We start from the raw sequence: 15,504 nt of genomic DNA, 5'->3' as shown, positions 1-15,504 counted from the left end.
CCACGCGGGGCCTCAACATGCCATATTGCCACTTTTTTCAGTTCCGTGCGGCACGACTCAATTATCAGGCGTACCGAACGGAGCATCACGGCGTGCATGTGTGGCTGCGATCTCAAATATCAAGGGCCGGATCGTCGTTTACGCCGGATTTATATTCCACTGGATTCTTCAGACCACGTCCGAGCAGGAAGATTTCCGAAGACTTGTCGCGACTTGCTTTCGGCTTGATCTGCTTGACGGTCTTGAACTCGGTGCGGAACTTCTCGACGATCTGGGTGAAGCCCATGTCCTTGAAGCACTTCACCAACAATGCGCCGCCCGGCTTCAAATGCATTTGAGAAAACTCAATCGCGAGATCGATCAAATGTTCCATGCGCGCCGCGTCGGCCGTGGGAATCCCCGACAGGTTCGGGGCCATGTCGGACAGCACGAGGTCGGTCTTGCGGCCTTCCAGCACCTCGGCGAGTTGGTCTAATACAACATCTTCGCGGAAGTCGCCCTGGATGTAATGGACGTCGGCAATCGGCTCCATCGGCAGGATATCGAGGCCGATGATGGTGCCGTTGATGCCGCCGCCTTCCTTGCCCGCCAGCTTGCGCCGGGTGTATTGCGCCCAGCTGCCAGGCGTGCAGCCGAGGTCGACAATGACCTGCCCGGACTTGATGAGTTTTTCGCTTTCGTCGATTTCCTTGAGCTTGAAAGCGGCGCGGGCACGGTAGCCTTCTTTCTGCGCCAGCTTGACGTACGGGTCGTTAATATGGTCGTGCAACCAGTTTTTGTTTAATTTGTTCTTGGCCATTCGCGTAGAATACTGCTTTTATAGGTACATCCAAAAATTATTATGCTTAAACTCACTCCGGCCGAGCGCAGCGCGCTGCGTGCGGAAGCCCATGGGCTCAATCCAGTTGTCATGATCGGCGAAGCCGGCCTGACCGAGTCCGTCATGAAGGAAATCGCCGCCAGTCTCGACGCGCACGGCCTGATCAAGGTCCGCGTCTTCGGCGACGACCGCGAAGCCCGCGTTGCCATGTACGAACAGATCAGCGCCGAGCTCGACGCTGCCCCGGTCCAGCACATCGGCAAGCTGCTGGTGCTCTACCGTCCGAAAAAAGAAGCGGTGAAAGAACGCAGCAGCAAGGCCGGCAAGGGCATGCGCGAAGTCACCATCGTCAAGGCCAGCGCCAGCGGCACCAAGAAGCCGAGCGTGACCAAGGTTATGCTCAAGGGTAACGAGCGAGTCACCGCCGGCGGCAACATCAAGCGCGCCAAACCGCGCCAGACCAGCAGCAAGAAAACCTCGCTGAACAAGTAAAAAAGAAACCGGGGATTCCCCGGTTTTTTTTCGTCGGTAGCGGTGAGCAGGTCAGCGGCTTTTCAACAGCAGCACCGCCGCCAGCACGCTTTCGATCAGGTGGAACAACTGCGACACCCCATGCATGACCGCAAACTTGGTCCACTCGGGCGAAGCGCGGATGCCGGCCGGTCCTGCCGCCTCGCGCATCGCCGCCATCGCCGGCTGCAAGCCCACGTACATGACCAGTGCACACGCCAGCATCGCCAGCACCAGCAGGTTCAGGAAGCGCTTGCGCGCCGCATCGAGGTCGCCCGAAGCACGCACCAGCCCCAGCATCAGCGCCGCGCAAACGAAACTGATCCAGGCCAGCCGGTGCAGGAACGAACCCACGATGTCGCCTGCCATTGTCCCCGACGCCGTCGAGAACACCGCCGGCGCCGCCACATAGCCCAGCACCCAGAGGGCGCCAGCCCAGAAGGCCGCAACCAGCAGCCGTGCTCCGGCGATACGGGAAACTGCGCGCGCCGACATGGCCGTCATCAGACGTAACGCACTTCCAGGATTTCGTATTCGCGCGGGCCGGACGGCGCCTGCACTTCGACCACGTCGCCGGCGAACTTGCCGATCAGGGCGCGCGCGATCGGCGAGGTGACCGAGACTTTATTCAGCTTGATGTCGGCTTCGTCGATGCCGACGATCTGGTAGCTCACCTTCTGGCCGTTTTCCAGGTCTTCCAGGTCGACGGTGGAAGCGAAGACCACGCGGCCTTCGGCGTCCAGCGTGGCCGGGTCGATGATCTGGGCGGCGCTCAGCTTGCCTTCGAGTTCGGCGATGCGGCCTTCGACGAAAGCCTGGCGCTCCTTGGCGGCGTCGTATTCCGCGTTTTCCGACAGGTCGCCGTGCGAACGCGCTTCGGCGATCGCGTCGATGACAATGCGGCGCTCCTTGGTCTTGAGCTGATGCAGTTCTTCCTTCAGAAGTTCGGCGCCGTATTTGGTGAGCGGTACGGTAGTGTTCATTTCAAATGTCGCTTCTGCTGATGTTTGTAGGACGTACAAGTGAAAACCACAGAGGCGCGCGACGGGAGCCGCGCGAACTCTGTGGTTTGACGGGTACTACTTGCCTACTAGTTTAAGGTGTTATGCAGGCCTTGTAAATCGTAGACCTTCAGTTCGCTCAGGTGACGCATGCCCTGGATCGCCGCTTCCGCGCCAGCGATCGTGGTGTAGGTCACCGCGCGCGCCGCCAGCGCCGAGGTGCGGATGGTGCGCGAGTCGGAAATCGCGCTGCGCTTTTCTTCGACCGTGTTGATGACCATCTCGATCTCGTGGTTCTTGATCATGTCGACCACGTGCGGACGGCCTTCGATCACCTTGTTCACGGCGGTCACCGGCAGGCCGGCCGCCGCGATCACGGCAGCGGTGCCCTTGGTCGCCACCAGCGAGAAGCCGAGCGACACCAGGTCGCGCGCCACTTTCACGGCGCGCGGCTTGTCCGAGCCCTTCACCGACAGGAAGACCTTGCCCGACTCCGGCAGCTTGATGCCGGCGCCCAGCTGCGATTTCACGAAGGCTTCGCCGAAGGTCTCGCCCACGCCCATCACTTCGCCGGTCGATTTCATCTCCGGTCCGAGGATGGTGTCGACGCCCGGGAATTTCACGAACGGGAACACGGCTTCCTTGACGCTGTAGAACGGCGGCGTCACTTCCTTCGTGATGCCCTGCTCTGCCAGCTTCTGGCCGACCATGCAGCGCGCAGCGACTTTCGCTAACTGGATGCCGGTGGCTTTCGACACGAATGGGACGGTACGCGAAGCACGCGGATTCACTTCCAGCACGAACACGGTATCCACCGTCTTGCCGTCGACTTCCGACTGCTGGATCGCGAACTGCACGTTCATCAGGCCGACCACGTTCAGGCCCTTGGCCATCAGCGCGGTCTGGCGCTTCAGTTCATCGATGGTCTCCGCGCTCAGCGAGTACGGCGGCAGCGAGCAGGCCGAGTCGCCCGAGTGCACGCCGGCCTGTTCGATGTGCTCCATCACGCCGCCGATGAAAGTGGTTTCGCCGTCCGAGATGCAGTCGACGTCGACTTCGATGGCGTCGTTCAGGAAGCGGTCCAGCAGCACCGGCGAATCGTTCGACACCTTCACCGCTTCGCGCATGTAGCGCTCGAGGTCGCGCTGCTCGTGGACGATTTCCATGGCGCGGCCGCCCAGCACGTAGGAAGGACGCACGACCAGCGGGTAGCCGATTTCCTGGGCCAGTGCCAGGGCTTCGGTTTCGGTACGCGCGGTGCGGTTCGGCGGCTGGCGCAGGCCGAGGTCCTGCAGCAGCTTCTGGAAGCGCTCGCGGTCTTCGGCGGCGTCGATCATGTCCGGCGAGGTGCCGACGATCGGCACACCGTTCGCTTCGAGATCGAGCGCGAGCTTCAGAGGCGTTTGACCGCCGTACTGCACGATCACGCCCACCGGCTTTTCCAGCTCGACGATTTCCAGCACGTCTTCCAGGGTCAGCGATTCGAAGTAGAGGCGGTCCGAGGTATCGTAGTCGGTCGACACGGTCTCCGGGTTGCAGTTGACCATGATGGTCTCGTAGCCGTCTTCGCGCATGGCGAGGGCGGCATGGACGCAGCAGTAGTCGAACTCGATGCCCTGGCCGATGCGGTTCGGGCCACCGCCCAGCACCATGATCTTCTTCTTGTCGGTCGGCGCCGCTTCGCATTCCTCGTCATAGGTCGAGTACATGTAGGCGGTGTCGGTCGAGAATTCGGCGGCGCAGGTGTCGACGCGCTTGTACACCGGGCGGATGCCCAGCGCGTGACGGCGCTCGCGCACCGCGGCCTGCGTGGTGTGCATCAGGAAGGCCATGCGCGCGTCCGAGAAGCCCTTTTGCTTCAGCTTGTACAGGGTCGGCTTGTCGAGCGACTCCAGCTTCTGGTGGTCGAGCCAGAGTTCGATGTCGACGATTTCCTTGATCTGGATGAGGAACCATGGGTCGATCTTGGTCAGCTGATGGACTTCTTCGAGCGTGAAGCCCTGGGCAAAGGCGTCGCCCACGTACCAGATGCGTTCCGGGCCAGGCTCGCCGAGTTCCTCTTCGATGACTTCGCGGTCGCGCGTCATTTCGTTCAGGCCGTCGACGCCCACTTCCAGGCCGCGCAGGGCTTTCTGGAAGGATTCCTGGAAGGTGCGGCCCATGGCCATGACTTCGCCGACGGATTTCATCTGCGTGGTCAGGTGCTTGTCGGCCGCCGGGAATTTTTCGAAGGCGAAGCGCGGGATCTTGGTGACGACGTAGTCGATCGACGGTTCAAAACTGGCCGGGGTCGCGCCGCCGGTGATCTCGTTGCGCAGTTCATCGAGCGTGAAGCCGACTGCCAGCTTGGCCGCCACTTTCGCGATCGGGAAGCCGGTGGCTTTCGAAGCCAGTGCCGACGAACGCGAGACGCGCGGATTCATCTCGATGACGATCATGCGGCCGTCTTGCGGGTTGATCGCGAACTGCACGTTCGAGCCGCCGGTGTCGACGCCGATCTCGCGCAGGACGTTGATCGACGCGTTGCGCATGATCTGGTATTCCTTGTCCGTCAGCGTCTGCGCCGGCGCGACCGTGATCGAGTCGCCGGTGTGCACGCCCATCGGGTCCAGGTTTTCGATCGAGCAGATGATGATGCAGTTGTCGGCCTTGTCGCGCACGACTTCCATCTCGTACTCTTTCCAGCCCAGCAGCGATTCCTCGATCAGCAGTTCCGAGGTCGGCGAGGCTTCCAGGCCGCGCTTGCAGATCGATTCGAATTCTTCTTCGTTGTAGGCGATGCCGCCGCCCGAACCACCCATCGTGAACGATGGACGGATGATGGTCGGGAAGCCCAGTTCGCGCTGCACGGCGCGCGCTTCGTCCATCGAGTGCGCCACGCCCGAGCGTGCCGAACCCAGGCCGATCTTGGTCATCGCATCCTTGAACTTGGAGCGGTCCTCGGCCTTGTCGATGGCTTCCGGCGAAGCGCCGATCAGTTCGACGTTGTACTTGTCCAGGATGCCGTGGCGGTGCAAATCGAGCGCGCAGTTGAGCGCGGTCTGGCCGCCCATGGTCGGCAGGATCGCGTCCGGCTTTTCCTTGGCGATGATGCGCTCGACGACCTTCCAGGTGATCGGCTCGATGTAGGTGACGTCGGCCATCTCCGGGTCGGTCATGATGGTCGCCGGGTTGCTGTTGACCAGGATGACCTTGTAGCCTTCGTCGCGCAGGGCCTTGCAGGCCTGGGCGCCGGAATAGTCGAACTCCGCGGCCTGGCCGATGACGATCGGGCCGGCGCCGATGATCAGGATGCTTTTGATGTCACTACGCTTAGGCATTCACTTCTCCTGCATTTGCTTTTTTTTCCTGGGCTTGCATCAGCTTGATGAAGCGGTCGAACAGATAGGCGACGTCGGTCGGGCCTGGCGATGCTTCCGGGTGGCCCTGGAAGCAGAAGGCCGGCTTGTCGGTGCGGGCAAAGCCCTGCAGCGAACCGTCGAACAGCGACACGTGGGTCACGCGGCAGTTCTGCGGCAGCGTGTCCGGGTCGACTGCGAAGCCGTGGTTCTGCGAGGTGATCAGGACCTTCTTCGAATCCAGGTCCTGCACCGGGTGGTTCGCGCCGTGGTGGCCGAACTTCATCTTCATGGTCTTCGCACCCGAGGCGAGCGCCATGATCTGGTGGCCGAGGCAGATGCCGAAGGTCGGGATGCCCTTCTCGATCAGTTCCGCGGTGGCCTTGATGGCGTAGTCGCATGGTTCCGGGTCGCCGGGGCCGTTGGCGAGGAAGATGCCGTCCGGGTTCAGCGCCAGCGCATCGGCGGCGGTGGATTCGGCCGGCAGCACGGTGACCTTGCAGCCGCGTTCAGCCAGCATGCGCAGGATGTTGCGCTTGACGCCGTAGTCGAAAGCGACAACGTGGTATTCCGGGTTTTCCTGCTTGCCGAAGCCCTGGCCGAGTTTCCACTCGGTTTCGGTGAACACATACGGCTCTTTCACGGACACGACCTTCGCCAGGTCCATGCCGGCCAGGCCGGGGAAGGAACGGGCCAGCTCGAGCGCTTGCGCTTCGGATGGCTGGTTGCCCTGGGTGCCGGTGAGGATGGCGCCGGCCTGGGCGCCTTTTTCGCGCAGCAGGCGGGTCAGCTTGCGGGTGTCGATGCCGGAGATGGCCACGACGTTCTCGGCCTTCAGGTAATCCGACAGCGATTGGGTAGAACGGAAGTTCGATGCCAAGAGCGGCAGGTCGCGGATGATCAGGCCTGCGGCGTGGACTTTACCGGCTTCGACGTCGGCGGTGTTGACGCCGTAGTTGCCGATGTGCGGGTACGTCAGGGTGACGATCTGACGCGAGTAGCTGGGGTCGGTCAGGATTTCCTGGTAGCCAGTGATCGCGGTATTGAAGACCACTTCACCGGTCGTATGGCCGGCGGCGCCAATGGAAACACCTTTGAAAATCGTTCCGTCTGCGAGAGCCAGGATGGCCGGGACGGCTGGGCCAGAAAAAAATGGCGGCAAGGGTAACTCCCAATAAAGTTACCGTAGCGGCGCCACGTCAGACCGACACCCAAGAACCACGGATGCACGGGTGCAATCCGAGTATGGAGGTCGTTTGGAATGAGGAATGGAAGGTAGGCGCTACGGCAAGTAAGTAGAATGGTTAAACCCCTCAATTATAGCGCGCTTCGAGGGTGGCGGCAATGTACCGACAGACGGTTTTCGAGGGAAATGCGTGTTTTTACTTACCGATGAGCGGGAGTTTTCCGGGCGTTAACCTTGTGACGTGGCCGACAGCACCGGCATGCGCACACGCAGCCGCCCGGTGCCCAGCCATCGTCCCGGTTACGGCGTACCGACCAGCGCGGCGATGCCGGCCTTGGCAATCTGCGCATCCTGCTCCGACTTCACGCCCGACACGCCCACCGCGCCGATCACATGGCCATCGACGATCACCGGCACGCCGCCTTCGAGCATGCCTTCGATCTCCGGCGCCGACAAAAACGACACGCGCCCGCCATTGATCACGTCTTCATAGATCTTCGACTCGCGGCGGCCGAGCGCGGCGGTCTTGGCCTTGGCTGGCGAGATATGCGACGACACCGGCGGTGCGCCATCCAGGCGCTGCAGCCACAGCAGGTGGCCGCCGTCGTCGACGATCGAGAAGGTGACGGCCCAGTTGTTTGCCAGCGCTTCGGCTTCGGCCGCGGCGGCGATGATTTTCACGTCTTCCAGGGTCAGGAATGGCTTGGTCTTCATATCGTTTCCTTATTTAAACTGTTTTGATTGTTATGGCTGCTGTTGTTTGGCCTTCAGCTTGGCCTTCAGTTGCGGCATCACGGCGGCGGCGGCCTGCTCGCCCGCCAGGATTGCCAGGTTGCGGCCGGCAAAGTCGGCGCTGCCCATCTTGCCCAGGGCCGGGGTGATGACGATGTCGGCCTCCTTCAGCTCGTAGGAATTGATGCGCTGGCCCATGATCGAGAAGGTCTGCAGCAGCACATCGACCGAGCTGGCCGTGGCTTGCGAATCGGCCTGGGTCGAGATGTTGACCGCGATGATGAAATCGGCGCCCATGTCGCGCGTGTACTTCACCGGCACCGGCGCCACCAGGCCGCCGTCGACATAGGTTTTCTTACCGATGGTCACCGGCTGGAACACGCTCGGCACCGACGACGAGGCGCGCACGGCCAGGCCGGTATTACCCTTGTTGAAGAGGATGGATTCGCCGGTCTTGAGGTCGGTGGCGACGGCGCCGAAGCGCTTTTTCAGGCGTTCCATCGGCACGTTGTTGACGGCCTTGTTGACGTAGTTCTGCAGGGCCTCGCCTTTCAGCACGCCGGGAGATTTGGAGAACAGCGGCAGCGCCCAGTCGGAGATGGTTGCTTCGTCCATGCTCATCGCGGTGCGCTGCAGGGTGAAGCCGTCGTAGCCCGACGCGTACAGGGCGCCGACCACCGAGCCGGCGCTGGTGCCGACCACGATTTCGGGGATGATGCCTTGCGCTTCGAGGGCCTTGATCACGCCGATGTGGGCGAAGCCGCGCGCCGCGCCGCCGCCGAGGGCCAGGCCGATGCGGATTTTCTTCGGGGGCGCCGGGGTGGCAACCACGGCGGGAGTGGGAGCGACGGGTGGCGGGGTGCTGCCGCAGCCGGCCAGGGCGAGTGCGCCGAGCGCAATGAGGGAAGTGCGTCGAGAGAACATGTGCGGGTCGAGAAGGACAATTCTCGATTGTACCGCGCAATGTGGGGCGGTGGATGAGGCTGAACTTAGGGGGGCGTGAATCGGATGCGGACGGCGGAATACCGCTTTTTGTAGGGTGGGCTCTTGAGCCCACGCGGTCGTACCGATGCGTCACGCAAAGCGACCAGAGATCGCCACGGTCGCGGACCATCGTCACGCGTGGCGTGGTTGCAACCGCCGTACCGCGTGGGCACGAGTGCCCACCCTACGGTATTGCGCCAATCAAAAAAGCGTCCGATTTATCCCGGCAACGAGGTGTTGGGCAACGACGCCGTGAAGGTACTCCCCTCCCCCGGCTTCGAGCAAATCTTCACCCGCCCGCCATGCCGCAGCAGCACGTGCTTGACGATCGCCAGCCCCAGCCCGGTCCCCTGGGTCTCGCGCGAGCGGCTCTTGTCGACGCGGTAGAACCGTTCGGTCAAACGCGATATATGCTGCGGGTCGATCCCGATCCCGCTGTCCTTCACCGAGAACTGCAAATCGCCATCGCCGCGCTTCCACGACAGCTCGATCCGTCCGCCTTCGGGCGAATAACGCACCGCGTTCGACGCCAGGTTCGCAAACGCGCTGCGCAGCTCCTCCATGTTGCCCATCACGTCCGGCCCGTCGACCGATACCGTGATCTCGTGCCGCCCGCCCGACAAGGCGCGCGCCTCGGCCGCCACCGAATCCACCAGCGCCGCGATATCGACCCGCTCGCGGCGTAGCGGGAATTCGTCCGACTCCAGACGCGATAACGTCAGCATGTCCTCGATCAGCCGCTGCATGCGCCCGCCCTGCTCGGTCATCAGCTTCAGGTGCGCCGAACGGGTGGCCGCGTCCATGCATGGATCGGACATCGCGATTTCCAGGAAACCGACGATCACCGTCAGCGGCGTGCGCAGTTCGTGCGAGGCATTCGCGATGAAGTCGCGCCGCATCGCCTCGATCCGTTCGGTGTCCGTGGCGTCGTGGGTGACCAGGATCTGGCGCCGGTTCTCGAACGGGATGATGCGGCACTCGATCTTGCGGCCCCGGAAAGACAAGGTCAGTGGCTGCTCGTAGCGCCCCAGGATGATGTAGTCGATGAAGTCGGGATGGCGCACCAGGTTGGTCACGCGCAGGCCCTTGTCGCGCTCCAGCGTCAGGCCGAGGTGGCGCTCGGCCGCCGGGTTGCACCACTCGAGGAACAGCACGTCGTCCATGATCGCCACGCCTTCCGGCAGCAGGCTCATGGCCTGGCGGAAGCGCGCCAGCCATTCGGCCAGTTCGCTCTGGTGGCGCTCGTCCTCACGGCGCAGGCGGTACAGGCGGGCGAAGACGTCGGTCCAGGCGCCCCAGCCGTCGGGCAGCTTGCCGGACTGCGGGTCGTCCAGCCAGTGTCCCAGCTGCTGCAGGTAGCGCAGCTGCGATACCAGCACCACGATCATGCCCAGCAGCGCGGCGGTCAAGCCTGCCACCAGACCGCCCATCCACCAGATCACGCCGGCGGCAACGAAGAGGGACGCCATGCGCAACAGCGCCGGCACCCAGAACAGCAATGTGGGATTCATCGGACCTTCGAATGCGTTATTTTTCCGAGAGCATATACCCGACGCTGCGCACCGTGCGGATCAGCCCTTCGGCGCCCTTCAGCGCTTTCCTCAGCCGCAGCACGTGGACGTCCACCGTGCGCTCCTCGATCACGGCGTGGTCGCCCCACACTTTATCGAGCAGCTGGGCGCGCGAAAACACGCGCTCGCGGTGCGCCAGCAGGAATTTCAGCAGCTTGTATTCGGCATTGCCGATGTCGATCTGGCTGCCCTCGATGCTGACGGTGCAGCTGGCCGGATCGAGCACCACGCTGCCTGCACGCAGTGGCGCCTCGGCCAGGTGCGGGCTTTTGCGGCGCAGCAGCGCGCGCGAACGGGCCAGCAGCTCGCGCGGCGAAAATGGCTTGGTGACGTAATCGTCGGCGCCCGTGTTCAGGCCGGCCAGCTTGTCTTCTTCCATGCTTTTCGCGGTCAGCATGATGACCGGGATGTCCTGGAAGTCGCGGTCGCCGCGCAGCCGCGCCAGCAGGCGCAGGCCACTCTGGTCGGGCAGCATCCAGTCGAGCAGCAGCAGGTCCGGCTTGCCATGCGCGATGCTGTCCCAGGCCGCGGCCGTGGTGCCGACCGAGCGGATGGTCCAGCCGGCTTCGCGCAGCGAATAGCTCACCAGCTCGACAATCGCCGGCTCGTCCTCCACTACCAGTACGCTCGTGTTCTGCATTGTGGATCAGCCCTCTTGCACGGCTGGTTTGCTGTGGCGGATGTCGCGCCCTTCGACCACGTAGATCACGTATTCGGCGATGTTCTTGGCGTGGTCGCCGATGCGCTCGATGGCCTTGGCTACCCACAGCGTGTCCAGTGCCGACGAGATCGTGCGCGGGTCTTCCATCATGAAGGTGATCAGGTTGCGCAGGATGGTGCGGAACTCGTGGTCGACGATTTCGTCGGCCGCGATGATCTGCAAGGCCTGCTTGCCGTCCAGGCGCGCGAACGCGTCGAGGGCGTCGTGCAGCAGGTCCGAGGTCGCCTTGCCGATGGTGCGGATCATGTCGTAGTGGGCGAAGCTGCCCACGCCGCGCGCATGCAGGCTTTTCGCGGTGCGCGCGATCTTGGTCGATTCGTCGCCGATGCGTTCCAGGTCGGTGATGACTTTGATGGTGGCCATCACGGTGCGCAAATCGTTGGCGGTCGGCTGGCGCTTGACGATCAGGTGGCTGCAGGCGTCGTCGAGCTGCACTTCGAGCTGGTTCACCGCGTGGTCATCGGCCATGACCTTGTCGGCACGGGCGGCGTCGTCGACGCGGAAGCAGTTCAGCGCTTCCTCGAACTGGGTTTCCACCATGCCGCCCATCAGCAAGACCTTGGAGCGGATCGATTCCAGTTCCTGGTCGTACTGTTTGGATGAGTGTTCGCCGATCATATGCTTCTCCCTATTCTTGAATATTGTTATCGTACCGGGCGGCGATTAGCCAAAGCGGCCGGTGATGTAATCCTGCGTTTCTTTTCGTGCCGGGTTCATGAACAGCTGGTCGGTCTCGCCGAATTCAACCAGTTCCCCGAGGTACATGTACGCAGTGTAATCCGAGCAGCGTGCCGCCTGCTGCATGTTGTGGGTCACGATGGTGATCGTGTAGTCCTGCTTCAGTTCGCTGATCAGCTCCTCGATCTTCGCGGTCGAGATCGGGTCCAGCGCCGAAGTCGGCTCATCTAACAACAGCACGTCCGGCTTCACCGCCACGCCGCGCGCGATGCACAGGCGCTGCTGCTGGCCACCCGACAGCGACAAACCGCTCTTGTTCAGCTTGTCTTTCGCTTCTTCCCACAGCGCCGCCTTTTTCAGGGCCCATTCGACACGCTCGTCCATCTCGCCTTTCGACAGGTTTTCGTACAGGCGCACGCCGAAGGCGATGTTGTCGTAGATCGACATCGGGAACGGGGTCGGCTTCTGGAACACCATGCCGATTTTCGCGCGCAGGGCGTTCACGTCGACGCCCGGCTCCAGGATGTTGCGGCCGCGGTAGTTGATCTGGCCTTCGGCGCGCTGCCCTGGGTACAGATCGTACATGCGGTTCAGGGTGCGCAGCAGGGTCGACTTGCCGCAGCCCGAAGGGCCGATGAAAGCGGTCACCTGCTTGTCGTGGATGTCGAGCGAAACGTTTTTCAGGCTCTGCGTTTTACCGTAGAAGAAATTCAGGCCCGCAATCTCGATGGTCTTGGTTTTTGCGCTTGGAGCTGCGGTCGGGGTTGCCATAGCAAGGGTCATGGTTCGTCAGGATAAATTAACGTGGAGTCTTCTGGGTGAAGACGGTGCGCGACAAAATGTTCAGGAACAGCACGGTGAAGGTCACCAGCAATGCGCCGCCCCAGGCCAGCGAGCGCCAGTCATCGTAAGGGCTCATCGCGAACTGGTAGATCACCACCGGCAGGTTCGCCATCGGTGCATTCATGTCGGTGCTGAAGAACTGGTTGTTCAGGGCCGTGAACAGGAGCGGCGCGGTCTCGCCCGAGATACGGGCCAGGGCCAGCAGCACGCCGGTGATCACGCCGGCTTTCACGGCGCGCAGGCGCACCAGCATCGCCACCTTCCAGCGCGGCGCGCCGAGGGCGAACGCCGCCTCCAGCAAACTATTCGGTACGAGGCGCAGCATGTTGTCGGTGGTGCGCACGACCACGGGAATGGCGATCAGCGACAGTGCGATGGTGCCGGCGTAGCCCGAGAAGTGCTTCACGTTCGCCACGTACAGGGCGTAGACGAACAAACCGATCACGATCGACGGCGCCGACAGCATGATGTCGGTGACAAAGCGCGTGATCTGGCCGAAGCGGTTGGTCTCGCCGTACTCTGCCAGGTAGATGCCGGCCAGGATGCCGATCGGGGTGCTGACCAGGGTCGACAAACCGACCATCATCAGGCTGCCGACGATCGCATTGCGCAAGCCGCCGCCTTCGCTGCCCGGCGCCGGGGTGTCGCCGGAGAACATCGTGGTCGACAGCGCGCCGAAGCCGTTGGCCAGCAGGGTCCAGAGAATCCAGGCCAGCATCGCCAGGCCGATCGCCATCGCCAGCACCGACAGGGCGATGCCGACGCGGTGCGCCAACAGGCGCTTGCGGTAGACAGGATTGGTAACGTTCATTTCGTGCCTTCCTTGCGGGACATCCCCGCCAACATCAGTTTTGCAGCCGACAGCACGACAAAGGTGATGGCGAACAGGATCAGTGCCAGCGCGAACAGCGAGGACACGTGCAGCGGCGAGGCCGCTTCGGCGAATTCGTTCGCCAGGGTCGAGGAAATCGAGTTACCGGCCGAGAACAGCGACCAGCTCAGTTCATGCGCGTTACCGATCACGAAGGTGACCGCCATGGTTTCGCCGAGCGCGCGGCCCAGGCCCAGCATCACGCCGCCGACCACGCCGTTGCGGGTATAAGGCAGCACCACCTTGCGCACCACTTCCCACTTGGTGCAGCCCAGGCCGTAAGCCGATTCCTTCAGCACGGTCGGGACGATCTCGAACACGTCGCGCATCACCGAGGAAATGAAGGGGATGATCATCACGGCCAGGATCAGGCCGGCGGTCAGGATGCCGATGCCCATGGTCGGGCCCTGGAACAGCTGGCCGATGACCGGCAGCTGGCCGAGGGTGGATTTCAGCAGCGGCTGCACATGGTCGGCGAACAGCGGCGCGAACACGAACAGGCCCCACATGCCGTAGATGATCGACGGCACGCCCGCCAGCAGCTCGACCGCGGTGCCCATCGGGCGGCGCAGCCAGACCGGGCAGATTTCGGTCAGGAAGAGCGCGATGCCGAAGCTGATCGGGAAGGCGACGGCCAGCGCGATCAGCGAGGTGGCGAGCGTGCCCCAGATCGCGATCAGGGCGCCGAATTTATCCTCGACCGGGTCCCACTCGACGGTGCTGATGAAGGAGGCGCCGAATTCCTTGAAGGCCGGCGCCGCACCGATGGCCAGCGAAATGATGATGCCCACCAGTGCGAGCAGCACGCTGGCGGCGAACAGGAAGGTAATCTTGTGGAAGAAGAAGTCCTGGATGCGCTGGTTGCGCATAGTCTTGCTGAGGGCGGCCTGCTGCTTGTCGGCGATGGCCGCGCCGGCTGGCTTGTCGAGGGCGACTGATGGGTGTGCGCTCATGTGATGTTCTTATATGGATGTACTGCTTTCAGGGACAAACAGGCGCCGCCGGCCTGATCAGGTGCCGGCGGCGGGGTGACTGCCTTACCAGACCGCCTTGCCCGAAGCGTCCTTCAGGTTGGCTTTCCAGGCGTCCTGGACCAGCTTGGTGACGGCGGCCGGCATCGGCACGTAGTCCAGGTCGGCGGCAGCGGCGCTACCGTTCTTGTAGGCCCAGTCGAAGAACTTCAGGACTTCCTTGCCCTTGGCGGCGTCGGCCTGCGACTTGTGCACCAGGATGTAGGAGGCGCCGGTGATCGGCCAGCTGGCCTTGCCCGGCTGGTCGGTCAGGACCACGGCGAAGCCCGGGGCCTTGGCCCAGTCGGCGCTGGCGGCAGCGGCCTTGAAGGCTTCGTCGTCAGGCTGGAGGAAGGCGCCTTCGCGGTTCTGCAGCTGGGTGTGCGACATCTTGTTCTTCTTGGCATAGGCCCACTCGACGTAGCCGATCGAGCCCTTGATGCGCTGGACGTTGGCGGCCACGCCTTCGTTGCCCTTGCCGCCCACGCCGACGGCCCACTTGACCGAGGTGCCGGCGCCGATCTTCAGCTTCCAGTCCGGGTTGGTCTTCGACAGGTAGTCGGTGAACAGGAAGGAGGTGCCCGAGCTGTCGGCGCGGTGGACGACGGTAATGTCGTCGGCTGGCAGCTTGACGCCAGGGTTCAGGGCCGCGATCGGCTGGGCGTTCCACTTGGTGATCTTGCCCATGAAGATATCGGCCAGCACGGCGCCGGTGAGCTTCACCTGGCCTGGGCCGACGCCCGGCAGGTTGACAATCGGGACCACGCCGCCCATCACGGCCGGGAACTGGAACAGGCCGGCGTCGTTCAGATCCTTGGCCGGCAGCGGCATGTCCGATGCGCCGAAGTCGACGGTTTTCGCCTTGATCTGCTTGATGCCGGCGCCCGAACCCACCGACTGGTAGTTCAGGCCGGTGCCGCTGGACGCCTTGTACATTTCCGCCCACTTCGCGTAGATCGGATAAGGGAAGGTTGCGCCGGCGCCGGTGATGTTCGCTGCCTGGGCAGTCGTCGCCAGGGTGGCGGCGGCAAGCGCGACGGTGAGGAACAGGTGCTTCATACGCATATCGATATCCTTTCAGGGTGTAGTGCGACACTGCATTTCCGGACGTCCGGCTTCATTGCAGCGCAGTCTACTGATTGAATATGACAAGTTAATGACATCGCAAAAATCCATGTCATCAAATCCATGACATGGGGTTTTGGGCGTGTCATACGCGTATTTCAGCCGCGTTTCATT

15 protein-coding genes are annotated in these 15,504 nt (G+C 62.9%); 1 reads left to right on the top strand and 14 read right to left on the bottom strand.

The window, feature by feature from the left end:
- Positions 1-112 precede the first annotated feature (112 nt).
- The gene (locus LK540_RS00850; RefSeq protein WP_229435087.1) at positions 113-799 is read right to left on the bottom strand and encodes an RlmE family RNA methyltransferase; all 687 of its coding nucleotides are present in this window, start codon (positions 797-799) and stop codon (positions 113-115) included.
- A gap of 42 nt (positions 800-841) precedes the next feature.
- Between LK540_RS00850 and yhbY the strand changes: the two genes are divergently transcribed.
- Complete coding sequence (gene yhbY / locus LK540_RS00845; protein WP_229435085.1) at positions 842-1,312, top strand: ribosome assembly RNA-binding protein YhbY; 471 nt, start codon at positions 842-844, stop codon at positions 1,310-1,312.
- A 51-nt stretch (positions 1,313-1,363) separates the two neighbouring features.
- Here the strand turns inward: yhbY and LK540_RS00840 are convergent, their stop codons facing one another.
- The 13 genes from LK540_RS00840 to pstS all read right to left on the bottom strand — a co-directional run bounded on the left by LK540_RS00840 (position 1,364) and on the right by pstS (position 15,330).
- Entirely contained in the window at positions 1,364-1,825 is a 462-nt protein-coding gene (locus LK540_RS00840; protein ID WP_229435083.1) for a DUF4149 domain-containing protein, read from the bottom strand.
- 8 nt (positions 1,826-1,833) lie between these two features.
- A complete protein-coding gene (gene greA, locus LK540_RS00835; RefSeq protein WP_229435081.1) occupies positions 1,834-2,313 on the bottom strand; it encodes a transcription elongation factor GreA in 480 nt (159 codons plus the stop codon).
- Positions 2,314-2,420: 107 nt separating this feature from the next.
- Positions 2,421-5,651, bottom strand: coding sequence for a carbamoyl-phosphate synthase large subunit (carB, locus tag LK540_RS00830; protein WP_229435079.1), 3,231 nt, complete (start codon positions 5,649-5,651; stop codon positions 2,421-2,423).
- On the bottom strand, positions 5,644-6,831 hold the full coding sequence (gene carA / locus LK540_RS00825; protein WP_229435078.1) for a glutamine-hydrolyzing carbamoyl-phosphate synthase small subunit: 1,188 nt from the start codon (positions 6,829-6,831) through the stop codon (positions 5,644-5,646). Before carA ends, carB begins: the two co-directional genes overlap by 8 nt.
- A gap of 324 nt (positions 6,832-7,155) precedes the next feature.
- Positions 7,156-7,569 (bottom strand): heme-binding protein, encoded by a 414-nt coding sequence (locus LK540_RS00820; protein ID WP_229435076.1) that lies wholly within the window; start codon positions 7,567-7,569, stop codon positions 7,156-7,158.
- A gap of 30 nt (positions 7,570-7,599) precedes the next feature.
- A complete protein-coding gene (locus LK540_RS00815) occupies positions 7,600-8,511 on the bottom strand; it encodes a patatin-like phospholipase family protein (protein WP_229435074.1) in 912 nt (303 codons plus the stop codon).
- A gap of 278 nt (positions 8,512-8,789) precedes the next feature.
- Positions 8,790-10,082 carry a phosphate regulon sensor histidine kinase PhoR gene (gene phoR, locus LK540_RS00810; RefSeq protein WP_229435072.1) on the bottom strand — a complete coding sequence of 431 codons (1,293 nt, stop codon included), beginning with the start codon at positions 10,080-10,082 and terminating at the stop codon, positions 8,790-8,792.
- A gap of 16 nt (positions 10,083-10,098) precedes the next feature.
- On the bottom strand, positions 10,099-10,782 hold the full coding sequence (locus LK540_RS00805; protein ID WP_229435070.1) for a response regulator: 684 nt from the start codon (positions 10,780-10,782) through the stop codon (positions 10,099-10,101).
- A 6-nt stretch (positions 10,783-10,788) separates the two neighbouring features.
- Positions 10,789-11,481, bottom strand: a complete 693-nt coding sequence (gene phoU, locus LK540_RS00800) for a phosphate signaling complex protein PhoU (protein ID WP_229435067.1) — start codon at positions 11,479-11,481, stop codon at positions 10,789-10,791.
- Positions 11,482-11,526: 45 nt separating this feature from the next.
- Complete coding sequence (pstB, locus tag LK540_RS00795) at positions 11,527-12,312, bottom strand: phosphate ABC transporter ATP-binding protein PstB (protein WP_229435065.1); 786 nt, start codon at positions 12,310-12,312, stop codon at positions 11,527-11,529.
- Positions 12,313-12,340: 28 nt separating this feature from the next.
- Positions 12,341-13,195: a phosphate ABC transporter permease PstA gene (gene pstA / locus LK540_RS00790; RefSeq protein WP_229435063.1), complete on the bottom strand. Its 855-nt coding sequence runs from the start codon at positions 13,193-13,195 to the stop codon at positions 12,341-12,343.
- On the bottom strand, positions 13,192-14,208 hold the full coding sequence (pstC, locus tag LK540_RS00785; protein WP_229435061.1) for a phosphate ABC transporter permease subunit PstC: 1,017 nt from the start codon (positions 14,206-14,208) through the stop codon (positions 13,192-13,194). The genes pstA and pstC overlap by 4 nt, the downstream gene beginning before the upstream one ends.
- 84 nt (positions 14,209-14,292) lie before the next feature.
- Positions 14,293-15,330, bottom strand: coding sequence for a phosphate ABC transporter substrate-binding protein PstS (gene pstS / locus LK540_RS00780; RefSeq protein WP_229435059.1), 1,038 nt, complete (start codon positions 15,328-15,330; stop codon positions 14,293-14,295).
- Between the last annotated feature and the right edge of the window lie 174 nt (positions 15,331-15,504).

Source organism: Massilia sp. IC2-278 (genome assembly GCF_020708045.1).
GTDB lineage: Bacteria > Pseudomonadota > Gammaproteobacteria > Burkholderiales > Burkholderiaceae_D > Telluria.
Note: the sequence above shows the minus strand (reverse complement) of the source record. Positions and strands in the feature narration are given on the sequence as shown.

Excerpts from the sequence above, each read along its gene's own strand:
- LK540_RS00850 (WP_229435087.1), bottom strand. The coding sequence starts at position 799 with ATGGCCAAGAACAAATTAAACAAAAACTGGTTGCACGACCATATTAAC.
- yhbY (WP_229435085.1), top strand. The coding sequence starts at position 842 with ATGCTTAAACTCACTCCGGCCGAGCGCAGCGCGCTGCGTGCGGAAGCC.
- LK540_RS00840 (WP_229435083.1), bottom strand. The coding sequence starts at position 1,825 with ATGTCGGCGCGCGCAGTTTCCCGTATCGCCGGAGCACGGCTGCTGGTT.
- greA (WP_229435081.1), bottom strand. The coding sequence starts at position 2,313 with ATGAACACTACCGTACCGCTCACCAAATACGGCGCCGAACTTCTGAAG.
- carB (WP_229435079.1), bottom strand. The coding sequence starts at position 5,651 with ATGCCTAAGCGTAGTGACATCAAAAGCATCCTGATCATCGGCGCCGGC.
- LK540_RS00820 (WP_229435076.1), bottom strand. The coding sequence starts at position 7,569 with ATGAAGACCAAGCCATTCCTGACCCTGGAAGACGTGAAAATCATCGCC.
- LK540_RS00815 (WP_229435074.1), bottom strand. The coding sequence starts at position 8,511 with ATGTTCTCTCGACGCACTTCCCTCATTGCGCTCGGCGCACTCGCCCTG.
- phoR (WP_229435072.1), bottom strand. The coding sequence starts at position 10,082 with ATGAATCCCACATTGCTGTTCTGGGTGCCGGCGCTGTTGCGCATGGCG.
- LK540_RS00805 (WP_229435070.1), bottom strand. The coding sequence starts at position 10,782 with ATGCAGAACACGAGCGTACTGGTAGTGGAGGACGAGCCGGCGATTGTC.
- phoU (WP_229435067.1), bottom strand. The coding sequence starts at position 11,481 with ATGATCGGCGAACACTCATCCAAACAGTACGACCAGGAACTGGAATCG.
- pstB (WP_229435065.1), bottom strand. The coding sequence starts at position 12,312 with ATGGCAACCCCGACCGCAGCTCCAAGCGCAAAAACCAAGACCATCGAG.
- pstA (WP_229435063.1), bottom strand. The coding sequence starts at position 13,195 with ATGAACGTTACCAATCCTGTCTACCGCAAGCGCCTGTTGGCGCACCGC.
- pstC (WP_229435061.1), bottom strand. The coding sequence starts at position 14,208 with ATGAGCGCACACCCATCAGTCGCCCTCGACAAGCCAGCCGGCGCGGCC.
- pstS (WP_229435059.1), bottom strand. The coding sequence starts at position 15,330 with ATGCGTATGAAGCACCTGTTCCTCACCGTCGCGCTTGCCGCCGCCACC.